The sequence below is a fragment of the Stenotrophomonas sp. NPDC077461 genome (assembly GCF_049545475.1).
GTDB classification, from domain to species: domain Bacteria; phylum Pseudomonadota; class Gammaproteobacteria; order Xanthomonadales; family Xanthomonadaceae; genus Stenotrophomonas; species Stenotrophomonas nematodicola.
On record NZ_JBMWDO010000012.1, the window covers coordinates 125,597 to 137,768 of the forward strand.

At 69.0% G+C, this 12,172-nt stretch carries 12 protein-coding genes; 6 read left to right on the plus strand and 6 right to left on the minus strand.

What is annotated here, in order from left to right:
• The first annotated feature begins 94 nt into the window (after nt 1-94).
• Nucleotides 95-1,030, plus strand: coding sequence for a LysR family transcriptional regulator (locus ACPEH8_RS17885; RefSeq protein WP_136006796.1), 936 nt, complete (start codon nt 95-97; stop codon nt 1,028-1,030).
• Here ACPEH8_RS17885 and ACPEH8_RS17890 read toward each other — a convergent pair.
• Nucleotides 996-1,466: a DUF1456 family protein gene (locus tag ACPEH8_RS17890; RefSeq protein WP_017357042.1), complete on the minus strand. Its 471-nt coding sequence runs from the start codon at nt 1,464-1,466 to the stop codon at nt 996-998. The genes ACPEH8_RS17885 and ACPEH8_RS17890 overlap by 35 nt on opposite strands.
• 102 nt (nt 1,467-1,568) lie before the next feature.
• On the opposite strand from ACPEH8_RS17890, the gene ACPEH8_RS17895 reads away from it, so the two are divergent.
• Nucleotides 1,569-2,108, plus strand: coding sequence for a hypothetical protein (locus ACPEH8_RS17895; protein WP_243746307.1), 540 nt, complete (start codon nt 1,569-1,571; stop codon nt 2,106-2,108).
• A gap of 39 nt (nt 2,109-2,147) precedes the next feature.
• Nucleotides 2,148-2,897 carry an SDR family NAD(P)-dependent oxidoreductase gene (locus tag ACPEH8_RS17900; RefSeq protein WP_017357044.1) on the plus strand — a complete coding sequence of 250 codons (750 nt, stop codon included), beginning with the start codon at nt 2,148-2,150 and terminating at the stop codon, nt 2,895-2,897.
• A gap of 72 nt (nt 2,898-2,969) precedes the next feature.
• On the opposite strand, the gene ACPEH8_RS17905 is transcribed toward ACPEH8_RS17900, so the two are convergent.
• From ACPEH8_RS17905 to radC, 5 genes are all read right to left on the minus strand, one after another.
• The gene (locus ACPEH8_RS17905) at nt 2,970-3,326 is read right to left on the minus strand and encodes a VOC family protein (RefSeq protein WP_017357045.1); all 357 of its coding nucleotides are present in this window, start codon (nt 3,324-3,326) and stop codon (nt 2,970-2,972) included.
• 71 nt (nt 3,327-3,397) lie between these two features.
• Nucleotides 3,398-4,180, minus strand: coding sequence for a helix-turn-helix domain-containing protein (locus ACPEH8_RS17910; protein WP_423667705.1), 783 nt, complete (start codon nt 4,178-4,180; stop codon nt 3,398-3,400).
• Between the two features lie 109 nt (nt 4,181-4,289).
• Entirely contained in the window at nt 4,290-5,171 is an 882-nt protein-coding gene (locus ACPEH8_RS17915) for an SPOR domain-containing protein (protein ID WP_136006801.1), read from the minus strand.
• A gap of 18 nt (nt 5,172-5,189) precedes the next feature.
• On the minus strand, nt 5,190-6,878 hold the full coding sequence (gene argS / locus ACPEH8_RS17920; RefSeq protein ID WP_423667708.1) for an arginine--tRNA ligase: 1,689 nt from the start codon (nt 6,876-6,878) through the stop codon (nt 5,190-5,192).
• Between the two features lie 147 nt (nt 6,879-7,025).
• A complete protein-coding gene (gene radC, locus ACPEH8_RS17925) occupies nt 7,026-7,724 on the minus strand; it encodes a RadC family protein (RefSeq protein ID WP_037591786.1) in 699 nt (232 codons plus the stop codon).
• 342 nt (nt 7,725-8,066) lie between these two features.
• Here radC and coaBC point away from each other — a divergent pair, with 342 nt between their 5' ends.
• The 3 genes from coaBC to ACPEH8_RS17940 are packed head-to-tail and all read left to right on the plus strand — an operon-like array spanning nt 8,067 to nt 12,151.
• Nucleotides 8,067-9,323, plus strand: coding sequence for a bifunctional phosphopantothenoylcysteine decarboxylase/phosphopantothenate--cysteine ligase CoaBC (gene coaBC, locus ACPEH8_RS17930; RefSeq protein WP_017357445.1), 1,257 nt, complete (start codon nt 8,067-8,069; stop codon nt 9,321-9,323).
• Nucleotides 9,320-9,793, plus strand: a complete 474-nt coding sequence (gene dut, locus ACPEH8_RS17935; protein ID WP_017357444.1) for a dUTP diphosphatase — start codon at nt 9,320-9,322, stop codon at nt 9,791-9,793. The genes coaBC and dut overlap by 4 nt, the downstream gene beginning before the upstream one ends.
• Before the next feature lie 15 nt (nt 9,794-9,808).
• Nucleotides 9,809-12,151, plus strand: coding sequence for a phosphomannomutase/phosphoglucomutase (locus ACPEH8_RS17940; RefSeq protein ID WP_423667711.1), 2,343 nt, complete (start codon nt 9,809-9,811; stop codon nt 12,149-12,151).
• Nucleotides 12,152-12,172: the final 21 nt, after the last annotated feature.

Genomic DNA, 12,172 nt, shown 5'->3' on the forward strand with positions numbered 1-12,172 from the left:
GGGGACGCCAGTGTCCGCCTCCCTGCGTGATGATGGAAATGAATAGTTATCATCCAACGCATCTGAAAATGAGATGGGTAGTGGAGATGCCGGCGTGAACCTCAAACAGCTCGAATTCTGCGTGGCCCTGGCCGAAGAGCGCAGCTTCACCCGGGCCGCCGCGCGTTGCCATGTGGTGCAGTCCGCCCTCAGCCACCAGATCGCGCACCTCGAAGAAGAGCTGCAGGCGACCCTGTTCGAACGCCTGCCGCGCCAGGTACGGGTCACCCCGGCCGGTGAGGTCCTGCTCACTCACGCGCGCCAGGTGCTCGACGCGCTGCGCCATTTGCGCGAAGACGTCGCGGCCGTGGCGGGCCAGGTGCGCGGCACGCTCACCATCGGCCAGATCACCTCGCTCACCGCCGTGGACCTGGTCGCCTGCCTCGCGGCCTTCCACACGCGCTACCCGCAGGTGGAATTCCGTCTGCGCATGGACAGGAGCGAAGTGCTGATGGACGACGTACGCGAGCGTCGCGTGGATGTCGCCCTGGTCGGCCTGTCGCCGGGCACCGCCATCGACGGCGCCTGCCATCGCCTGCTGGCCGAGGAATCGATGGTGGCCGTGCTGCCGCCCGCGCACCCGCTGGCCAACCGCAGACGGCTGTCGCTGGCCGCGCTGGCCGAGCTGCCGCTGGTGGATTTCCAGTACGGCAGCGGCGCGCGCCGGCAGACCGACGAAGCCTTTGCCGCGGCCGGGTTGCCACACCGGGTGCCGTTCGAGATCAACCACATGTCGCTGATCGAGCGCTTCGTGCAGCAGGGCCTGGCGGTGGGCATCGTGCCCGCGCAGATCGCCGCCGGCTTTACCGGCGTGGCCTGTGTCGCCATCCAGGATGCGCCGGTGCGGCGCGTGCATGCGGTGTGGTCGAAACTGCCCACACCGGCGGCGCGGGCGTTCATGGACGAACTGCTGCAGCACGTGGCCCCGCAGGCGGAGCCACGTACCGGCGTGGGGCTCAGGCGCCGCGCACGCGCAGGGTCAGGCCCTTGAGGAAGTTGCGCAGCAGCTGGTCGCCGCAGGCACGGTAGTTCTTGTGGTCCGGCTGGCGGAACAGCGCCGACAGCTCCGGCTTGGACACCGGGAAACCGGCCTGCTGGAAGATCTCGTGCATGTCCACGTCCTTCAGCTGGAAGGCCACGCGCAGCTTCTTCAGCACCAGGTTGTTGGTGATGCGCTTTTCCACGGGGCGCAGCGGCTGGCTCTCGTCGCGGCCACGGAAGTGCACGATCAGTCCGTCCAGGAAGTGCGCCAGTGTGCGGTCGTCGCAGGCCACGAAGCCTTCCTCGTCTTCCTTGCGCAGCCACCCGGCCACGTCGGCCTTGTCGACCACGAAGGCCGGATCGGCAAGGGCACAGGTGTCGACGATCATGCCGTCGCTGAGGTCGAGCATGTAGCGGATGCTGCGCAGTACATCGTTGTTGATCATGTGACGTCCAATACCGCCGGCGCGGCTGCGCGGCTGGCCGCCATTTTACCCCCTGCCGGCCTCAGTGCCCGGCGCGACCGGCGTGGCTGTCATCTGGCTGCCATGAAAGTGAAGCACAGTGCCGCCATCGAGCCCGTACAGGCAGTGGAGCAGGCAATGCGCAGGTGGCAGTCGGTGGCGGGTGTGGGGATGCTGTGGCTGGCCGGAACGGCCGCCGCCCAGGTCCCGTATGTGGCAATTGAAGCGCGCGTGGACCCGCAGGAACTGGCGCAGGTGGGGCTCAGCCCGGCTCAGCTGCAGGCCCTGAACCGCCTGCTGCGCGAGGCCGATGCCCGCACCCCGGCGGTGCCGGTGGCTGCGGCGCCGATGGCTGCCGCGGGAGGTCCGGCACCGGGTGCGATGTTCCCCGGCCTGGATGACGGGCCGATCAAGGCCAAGGTCACCGGCCAGGTGGATGGCTGGGCGCCCGGTACCGTGTTCACCCTGGACAACGGCCAGCAGTGGCAGGTGCTCAAGGGCGAGATCACACTCAAGGCCAGTCGCAGCAACCCCGACATCGTGGTGGTGCCTGGCATCGCCGGGCGCTGGTTCCTGCAGGTGGATGAAGACCTGCCCAAGGCGCGCGTGTTCCGCATCCGCTGATCGGTGCGAAAATGCAGGGGATTCCCACGGAGTACCCCGATGACCCGTACCGCTCTGATTACCGGCGCCACCTCCGGCTTTGGCGCTGCCGCCGTCCATCGCTTCGCCCAGGCCGGTTGGCGCGTCATCGCCACCGGGCGACGTGCCGAACGGCTGCAGCCGCTGGTTGACGCCTATGGTGCCGAGCGCGTACATGCCGCCGTCTTCGACGTGCGCGACACCGCCGCGATGGAGGCCGCGCTGGCCGCCCTGCCGGCGGACTTCGCCGCCATCGACCTGCTGGTCAACAATGCCGGCCTGGCCCAGGGCACCGCTCCGGCACAGAGCGCCTCGCTGGACGACTGGCGCACCATGATCGACACCAATGTCACCGCCCTGGTCACCCTGACCCACCGCCTGCTGCCGCAGCTGGTGGCGCGCAAGGGCGCGATCATCAACATCAGCTCGGTGGCGGGGGTGTATCCGTACCCCGGCGGCAATGCCTACGGCGGCACCAAGGCGTTCGTCAGCCAGTTCTCGCTGGGTCTGCGTTCGGACCTGCACGGCACCGGCGTGCGTGTGACCACCATCGAACCGGGCATGGCCGAAACCGAGTTCACCCTGGTGCGCACCCACGGCAACCAGGCCGCCTCGGACACGCTCTACACCGGGGCAAACCCCATGACCGCCGACGATATCGCCGAGCAGATCCTGTGGGTTGCCAACCTGCCGGCACACCTCAACATCAACCGCCTCGAGGTGATGCCGGTCAGCCAGTCGTTCGCCGGCTTCCAGGTCGCGCGCGACTGAGGACGCCAGGGCGCCTGCGCGCTCCTCCGGGAGAGCCGACCAACGGTCGGCTCTTCCCGTGGCGGGCTGGCGTCATGCTGCCGTCCACACCGCCAGCTCGTAGCCGTCCGGGTCGCGGAAATGGAAGCGTCGCCCGCCGGGGAAGGCGAATACCGGTTTGCTGATGATGGCGCCGGCCGCTTCCAGGCGCTGCTGGGTGGCTGCCAGATCGTCGGCGTACAGAATCACCAGCGGGCCACCGGGCACCACCGGCTCGCCGGTGGTGAAACCACCGCACAGGCGCCCATCGTTGAACTCGGTGTAGGCCGGGCCGTAGTCGGTGAATGTCCAGCCGAATACGGTGCCGTAAAACGCCTTGCTGCGGGCGATATCGCCGACGTTGAATTCGATGTTGTCGATGCGGCGGTCGTTGCCGTGTGTATTGCTCATGGAGGGTCTCGTGGTGAAGGAAGGTCCAGCATCGCCGGTCGCAGCGTAGCGGTATTGAACAAAACGGCCAGTCAGTCACGCCACTGGGCGCAGAGCGCGGCCGCCCCGATCCCGGTCAGGGCGCGTACCTCCCGGCTCAAGTGCGACTGGTCGGCGTAGCCGCCCTCCAGCGCCAGCATCGCCAGTCCATCGCGTGGTCGCGCGCGTGCCAGGGCCAGCAGCCGCTGCAGGCGCAGGATGCGTTCCAGCATCTTCGGCCCATAGCCGAACTGCGCGTGGCACAGACGGCGCAGGCTGCGCGTGCTCAGCTGCAGCGTCGTCGCCAAGGCGGACAGATCCGTGCCACCGCCCCGCACCTGCGCGAATACCGCCGCCGCCGTTGCATGGGGAGCGCGCGCGCTGCGCGGCAGCAGCGCCAGTTCCCGTGCAAACAGGGGCTGGCGGGCGTCGGCGTCGCCGACCGCATTCAACCGCGTCGCCATCCGCCGTGCCCGTACGCCCAGCACGGCATCCAGTTCCACCGCCGTTCCCACGATCTCCGACAACGGCAGCCCCAGCCAGGCACATGCGGCGCCCGGCCGGAAGCGTGCGCCCAGCACCTGCGCACCGGGCGTCAGCTGCGGGTGGGCGGCCACCACATCCGGCCCCACCACGTACAGCCGGCCATCGCGCCACAGCACGTCCACGCAGCCGTCGGGCAGCACCGCCACGTCACCGCCGTGATCCACCGGCAGATCGCTGCGCCACAGTTGGCCGAAGTCGCCCTGCAGCCCGGCCGGCGGCGTCCATTCACGGTAGCGGCCAGTGGCGCCGGCAATGCCGGGAGGGTCAGCAGGGTCAGAAGTAAATGGCATGTGCCGACGATAGCGCAGCGGCGCGTGCGGGCCATCGTTCGCCTCGCACAAAAAGAAACGCCGACCTGCGGCCGGCGTTTCGAATGCCCGTGGGAACACCCGCGCGCGGTTACTGCGCCTTGATCGCCATCGCCTGCAGCCCGGTGCCATCCAGCTTCTGCTTGGCCTCGGCCAACTCGCCGGCGCTGCCATACGGCCCCATGCGCACGCGATAGACGGTTTTGCCGTTGATCTGCGCCGATTCCACGCGTGCCGCCAATCCGATCATCGCCAGCTTGGCCTTCGTCGCCTCGGCATCGCCGGAGGCCCCGAACGCGCCCGCCTGCAGGATGTAGCGCACGTTGCTGTTGGCCGGTTCGGCGGCGGCCGTCGCCGGGGCGGTGGCCGTCGGTTTCGGTGCGGCCGGGGTCGTGCTTGCCACTGGCGCGGGCGCGGTGGCCGGCGCGGTGCTGGCCGCCGGACGCTCGCTGACCGGCGCCGGCAGCGGGGCCGGGCTGGTCGTGGCCGGTGCGGTGGTGGCCACGGCAGCCGCTGCAGGAGACGCCGTCGTGGTCGCCGGCGCAGCCGGCACCGGACGGCCTTCCAGCGCCGCCTGTGCGCGCTGCGCTTCAGCCTTCGCGCGGCGCTGGTCTTCGGCGCGCGCGCTGGCAGCCAGCTCCGCATCGGACATTTCCACTTCCTTGCCGGGCAGCAGGGTGTAGAAGTCGTACTGCGTGGCCGGCGGCTTGGCCGGTTCCGCAGGCTTGGCCGCACCCGGCTTGGGCAGTTCGCTGCCCACGTCGGTCTCGGCATCGCTCACCGGCGCCGGCTGCGCCGCCGGGTTGGGCTGCGGGCCCACCCGCAGGAAGCCGTCGCCGTCGCTCTTGAACAGGTTCGGTGCCGCCAGGAACACCACGGCCGCAATAGCCACACCGGCGACCAGCCACACCCATCCCGGCGTGCCCTGATTGCTGTTGCGTCGTGCCTGGCTCTTGCCGCGTCGTGCTGCCATTTACTGCTTCTCCACTGCTTACATTTTTTCCGGGGCGGAAACGCCCAGGATGTTCAGGCCATTGGCCAGGACCTGGCGCGCGGCGCAGGCCAGCGTCAGCTTGGCATTGCGCTCGGCATCGTCGGCTACCAATACCTGCGTGCCGTGATACCACGTGTGGAACGCGTGCGCCAATTCACGCAGATACTGCGCGATCAAGTGCGGTTCCAGTGCCAGACCGGCCGCTTCCACCACTTCCGCGAAGCGCGACATTTCGATCATCAGCCACAGCGACGCGTCGTCGTTGAGCGTGGTCAGCCCGGCCAGTCCCTCGCTCGCCGTGTAGGCCAGACCCTTTTCCTGCGCCTGGCGCAGCAGGCTGCAGACGCGGGCATGCGCGTACTGCACATAGAACACCGGGTTGTCGTTGCTCTGCTGGCGCGCCAGGTCGATATCGAAGGTCAGCTGCGAATCGGGCTTGCGCGCGATCAGGAACCAGCGGGTCGCGTCGCGCCCGGCTTCCTCGATCAGGTCGCGCAGGGTCAGGTAGCTGCCGGCACGCTTGGACAGTTTCACTTCCTCGCCGCCGCGCATCACCGTCACCATCTGGTGCAGCACGTACTCCGGCCAGCCCTTGGGAATGCCCACGTCCAGCGCCTGCAGGCCCGCGCGCACGCGCGCCAGCGAACCGTGGTGGTCTGCGCCCAGCTCGGTGATCGCGCGCTCGTAGCCGCGCTGCCACTTGCTCAGGTGGTAGGCCACGTCCGGCAGGAAGTAGGTGTAGGTGCCGTCGGACTTGCGCATCACGCGGTCCTTGTCGTCACCGAAGTCGGTGGAGCGAAGCCACAGCGCGCCGCCTTCCTCATACGTGTGTCCGGCGGCATTGAGCCGGGCCACGGTCTCTTCGACCTTGCCATCCTTGTACAGCGAGCTTTCCAGGAAGTAGATGTCGAAATCCACCCCGAACGCGGCCAGGTCCTGGTTCTGCTCGTTGCGCAGGTAGGCCACCGCGAAGCGGCGGATCGCGTCCAGGTTGTCCGGGTCGCGCTCGCCCACCACCGAATGGCCTTCCAGCTCCACCGTGGCGCCGGCCAGATAGGCCTTGGCCACGTCTTCGATGTAGTCGCCGCGGTAGCCCGCTTCCGGCCAGCCGGCGTCATCGGGCTTCAGCCCCTTGGCGCGGGCCTGGGTCGACAGCGCCAGGTTCTCGATCTGCCCACCGGCGTCGTTGTAGTAGAACTCGCGCTTGGCGTTCCAGCCGTTCACTTCCAGCAGGCGGGCCAGGCAGTCGCCGATCGCCGCCGCGCGGCCGTGGCCCACATGCAGCGGGCCGGTCGGGTTGGCCGAGACGTATTCCACGCCCACGGTGCGGCCGTTGCCGCTCAGGTTGTGGCCGTAATCGGCCCCTTCCTTCAGCACGCTGGCCGCTTCGCGCTGGTAGGCGCTGGGGGCGAGGTGGAAATTGATGAAGCCCGGGCCGGCGATCTCAACGCGCAGCACATCGGCGCTCTGGGGCAGCGCATCGAGCAGCGCCTGGGCCAGGGCGCGCGGGTTGCTGCGCGCCGGCTTGGCCAGCAGCATCGCGGCATTGGTGGCGAAATCGCCGTGCTCACGGGTCTTCGGGCGTTCCACCACGAATTCCGGGGTCAGGGTATCGGCCGGCAGAGTGCCGTTGGCGCGCAAGGCTTCGATGCCTTGGCTGATCAGGGCGCGGAGGAGATTTTTCACAAGGCCTGCTTTGAGACTGGAGCGGCGGAATCGGTAATTTTAGCCCAGAAGCCGCCCCGATCCATTGAACGGGGACAGAGCAGGGCGGGGAACGTCCCACGCAACCGGTTCGACCGCCTGGCAGGGCGGCCCCGCGCAGCGGTCCGTTCAGCTCCCCCGGCGCCGGCCCGACGTGATCCAGCCGCGCTCGGCCATCGACACCGGCGGCCCGTCCCCCACCACCACATGGTCCAGCAGCCGCACCCCCACCACGCCCAATGCCTGCTGCAGTTCGGCAGTGATGAGCTGGTCGGCCGAGGAGGGCTCGGCATGCCCGGACGGGTGGTTGTGCGCCACGATCACGGCCGCGGCGTTGTGAAGCAGGGCACGGCGGACCACTTCACGGGGGTAGACGGCTGCTGCATCGATGGTGCCGGAGAACAGCTCTTCGTACGCCACTGTCCGGTTGCGCGTGTCCAGGAACAGGACGGCGAACACTTCGTGCGGACGTGAGCGCAGCCGGTGCTGAAAGTAGCGCCCCGCCGACGCCGGGTCGCACAGACTGTCGCCCCGCTCGAGCTGGGCAAGAAGATGGCGGCTCGCCAGCTCAAGCGCGGCGATCAGTCTGCAGGCGCTGGCGGGGCCGAGGGCCGGCAGCTTCTTGAGCGTGTTGGCATCCAGGTCCATCAGGCGCCGCAAGGGGCCGTGTACGTCCAGCAGCAGACGGGCGCTCTCGACCGCGTTCGAGCCCTTCGGGCCCTTGCCGATGAACAGTGCCAGGAGCTCCGAATCCGACAGCGCCGCCGGGCCACGCGTCAGCAGCTTTTCACGGGGCCGATCCTGTTCGAGCCAATCTTTGATTGCCATGTGGGCAGTGTCCGCCCGAACACGGCGGGAGCCCATAAGCGGCGGCCCCGCGCTCGCGTAGGAAATGCCGGCAATCCGCTGCCGCAGCACTGCGTCACTGCCCGTGTACTCGCCCGCTGGGGCCCCGGTCTGTTCCATCCGCAGGCGCGCATCCCGCGCATGGCGTCCTTCATCACCGTGCGCCTTGGCCACGCGCCCCCAGCCAAGGAAGGCCAGCCAGCTGACCACCACGTCAACGTCCTTCCCTCATGACCATAAACACCCCTCTCATGCCCCTGGGGCATGAGCCCCCCACACCCCATCGGGTAAGCTAAACGCCTCAGTTCGACAGGAAATCCGCAGGTGGCTGACTCCCCCCAGGCTTCTCCGGCGTCCGCGCGCCCGCTGCAAGGCCAGAAGCTGTTGTTGTGCGTGGGTGGCGGCATCGCTGCCTACAAGTCGCTTGAGCTGGTGAGACGCCTGCGCGATGCCGGTGCCCTGGTGCAGGTGGCAATGACCGCCGGTGCCCAGCAGTTCGTGACGCCGCTGAGCTTCCAGGCGCTGTCCGGCCAACCCACCCGCACCACGCTGTGGGACAGCGCGGCCGAGCAGGCGATGGGCCACATCGAGCTGGCCCGCTGGGCCGATCGCGTCGTGGTCGCCCCGGCCACCGCCGACCTGCTGGCACGCCTGGCGCACGGGCATGCCGACGATCTGGTCACCACGCTGTGCCTGGCCACCACCGCGCCACTGACCGTGTGCCCGGCGATGAACCACCGGATGTGGCAGCACCCGGCCACCCAGGCCAACATCGGCCTGCTGCGCGAGCGCGGCGCCCAGGTGATCGGCCCGGAAGACGGCCCGCTGGCGGAAGGCGAATCCGGCCCGGGACGGCTGAGCGAAGCGCACGCCATTGTGGCCGCGTTGGCGCAGGTGCAGGCGCCTGCCGCCGCCGATCCGGAAACCGCCGGATTGAAGGGCCTGCGTGTGCTGATCAGCGCCGGCCCGACCTATGAAGATCTGGACCCGGTGCGCTACGTGGGCAACCGCAGCAGCGGCAAGATGGGCTATGCGCTTGCCGCCGCCGCCGCGCGCCTCGGCGCGCAGGTGGTGCTGGTCAGCGGCCCGGTGCACCTGGCCACGCCGCCGGGCGTGCAGCGCGTGGACGTACGCTCGGCCGCGCAGATGCGCGAGGCCGTGCTGGGCGCGCTGCCGGCCGACATCTATATCGGTGCGGCGGCGGTGTCCGATTACACCCCGCGCCAGGTGGCCCCGCAGAAACTGAAGAAGACCGCCGGTACCCAGACGTTGACGCTGGAGCTGGTGCGCACGCCGGACATCCTGGCCGAGGTGGCCGCGCAGACCAATGCACTCAAGCTGGTGGTCGGCTTTGCCGCCGAAACCCACGACGTGGAGAAGTACGCGCGCGGCAAGCTCGTGGACAAGCGCCTGGACCTGGTGATCGCCAACCAGGTGGGCATCAGCAACGGTGGCTTTGAAAGCGATGAAAACGCCGCCACCGCGTACTGGCAGGGTGGGGAGCAGGCGTTCCCCGGTACCTCCAAGGCCCGGCTGGCCGAACAACTGTTGTCCCTGATTGCCCAGAGGTTGCACGCATGACCATCGATTCCACCCTGCAGCCGCTGCAGGTGAAGTTGCTCGACCCGCGCTTCGGCGATACCTGGCCGCTGCCGGCCTACGCCACCGAACACAGCGCCGGCCTGGATCTGCGTGCGGCGCTGGAAACCGAGCTGACCCTGCAACCGGGCGACACGGCGCTGATTCCCAGCGGCATCGCCATCCACATCGCCGATCCGAACCTGGCCGCCGTGGTGCTGCCGCGCTCCGGGCTGGGCCATCGCCACGGCATCGTGCTGGGCAACGGTACCGGGCTGATCGATGCCGATTACCAGGGCCCGCTGCTGATCAGCGCCTGGAACCGGGGACGCGAACCCTTCACCCTGCAGCCGGGCGATCGCATCGCGCAGCTGGTGGTGCTGCCGATTGCACGCGTGGGCCTGCAGGTAGTGGATACTTTCAGCGACAGCGCCAGGGGAACGGGTGGATTCGGCCATACCGGGGTGCGCTGACAGGGGAAAGCATCCATGAGCAAGGCGAAGGCGGAAGGACAGTCACCGTTGGCGATCGGACGCTCGGCACCGTTGCTGGCCGGTGCGCTGGTGCTGCTGGCGATCTGGTTCGGCTACAGCGGTGTGCGGCAGTGGCGGCAGGCCTCGGTGGGCCAGACGCTGGAGGCATCGCGCGATGCCGTGGTGCAGGGCCTGCGGGCAGCACTGACCTCGCAGGCGGCGCAGCTGCAGAAGGTGCTCAAGAGCGAGCGCGTGGGTGCGGCCCTGGCCAGCGGCGATGCCGAGGCCAGCGCCGTGGCCATCCGCGAAGGCTGGCCGGGCGTGGAAGAGGTGCAGGTGCTGGACGCCGGCCTGGATGCGGCCTACGCCGACCCGAAGGCCTTTGGCTACTCGCGCCTGGCGCTGCTTGAAGCGGCCCTTGCCGACGATGATGGCAAGACCGTGCTGCGCGTGGTGCGCGATGCCGGCGGCCAGCGGCTGGGCCTGGCCAGCAGGGTCACGCTGGGCCAGCAGACGCCGGCGGTGGTGTACGTGCGCCAGCCGCTGCTGCGCCTGACCAGCGCCTTCGATGCCGTGCAGGTGCCGTCGGCCGGCTACCTGGCGCTGCGCCAGGGCACCTTCAACGTGATCGAGCAGGGCGCCAGCGAGATGGCGGGCGGTGCCGAAGCGTTGGCACGGCCGATCGGCGCAAGCGGGTTCCGCCTGGCCGCCGCCGTGCCGGATGTGGAGCCGGGCCCGATGGGCCTGGGCCCTATCCCGAGCGGGGTGGTGGCGCTGCTGTTGCTGGCGATGGCCGGCCTGCTGCTGCTCGGCAAGGGCAAGGTGCAGCTGCCGCGACGCCGCGTTGCCGGCACCGATGAGCAGGGCGAGGGCCCCACGCTGCGCGAGAGCCTGGAACAGGCGCCGCTCGTCCCGGCTGCCGGCAGCGGAACGCCGCCGCCGCCGGTGCCGCAGGTACCGGCCGAGGACATTGCCGCGGAGATCTTCCGCGCCTACGACATCCGTGGCGTGGTCGGCCGCGACCTGACACCGAAGGTGGCGGCGCTGATCGGCCAGGCGATCGGCTCGGTGCTGCAGGTGCAGGGGCTGCGCGAGATCGTGATCGGCCGCGATGGCCGTCTGTCCGGACCGGATCTGACCGCCGGGCTGATCGAAGGCCTGCGCCGCGCCGGTTGCGATGTCATCGACATCGGCCTGGCGCCCACGCCGGTGGTGTACTTCGCCAGCTACCACCTGCGCGCCGGCAGCTGCGTGGCGGTTACCGGCAGCCACAACCCGCCGGACTACAACGGGTTCAAGATCGTGGTGGGCGGCGAGACGCTGTCCGGCGATGCGATCACCGAGCTGTACCAGCGCATCCGCGAGGGCCAGCTGCATGTCGCCGCCGAGCCGGGCAGTTTCCAGACCCGCGAGGTCAATGCCGACTATATCCAGCGCATCGCCGACGATGTGCAGCTGGACCGCCCGCTCAAAGTCGTGGCCGATGCCGGCAACGGTGTGGCCGGTGAGCTGGCCCAGCCGCTGCTGGAGGCGATCGGTGCCGACGTCATTCCCCTGTACTGCGATGTGGATGGCACCTTCCCGAATCATCACCCTGATCCGAGCGACCCGCGCAATCTGGATGACCTGATCCAGACCGTGAAGCGGTTTGACGCGGACATCGGCCTGGCCTTCGATGGCGATGGCGACCGCCTGGGCGTGGTCACCCGTGAAGGAAAGATCATCTACGCAGATCGCCTGCTGATGCTGTTCGCCGCCGACGTGCTGATGCGCAACCCGGGTGCGCTGGTGATCTACGACGTGAAGTGCAGCGGCAAGCTGTCCGACTACGTGCTGCGCAATGGCGGCAGCCCGCTGATGTGGAAGACCGGCCATTCGCTGATGAAGGCCAAAATGCGCGAGACCGACGCCGAACTGGCCGGCGAGATGAGCGGGCACTTCTTCTTCAAGGAACGCTGGTTCGGCTTCGATGACGGCCTGTATGCGGCCGCGCGTCTGCTGGAAATCCTGGCCCAGCGCGATGAGTCGCCGTCGGAGGTATTCGAGGAACTGCCCGACAGCGTGTCCACGCCGGAACTGAAGGTGCCGGTCGAATCGGGCACGCCGCATGCGCTGGTGTCGCTGTTCGTATCGGCCGCGCAGGGGGAGGAGTCGCCGTTCATCGGTGCGCGCCTGTCCACCATCGATGGCCTGCGCGCGGACTTCCCGGACGGGTGGGGCCTGGTGCGCGCATCCAACACCACGCCGGTGCTGGTGCTGCGTTTCGAGGCCGACGACGAGGCGGCGCTGGAGCGGATCAAGGCCTTGTTCCGCGCCCAGCTGCAGCCGCTGCTGCCGGGTGTGGAGCTGGGTTTCTAGACGGTGTACCGGCCAGCGGTC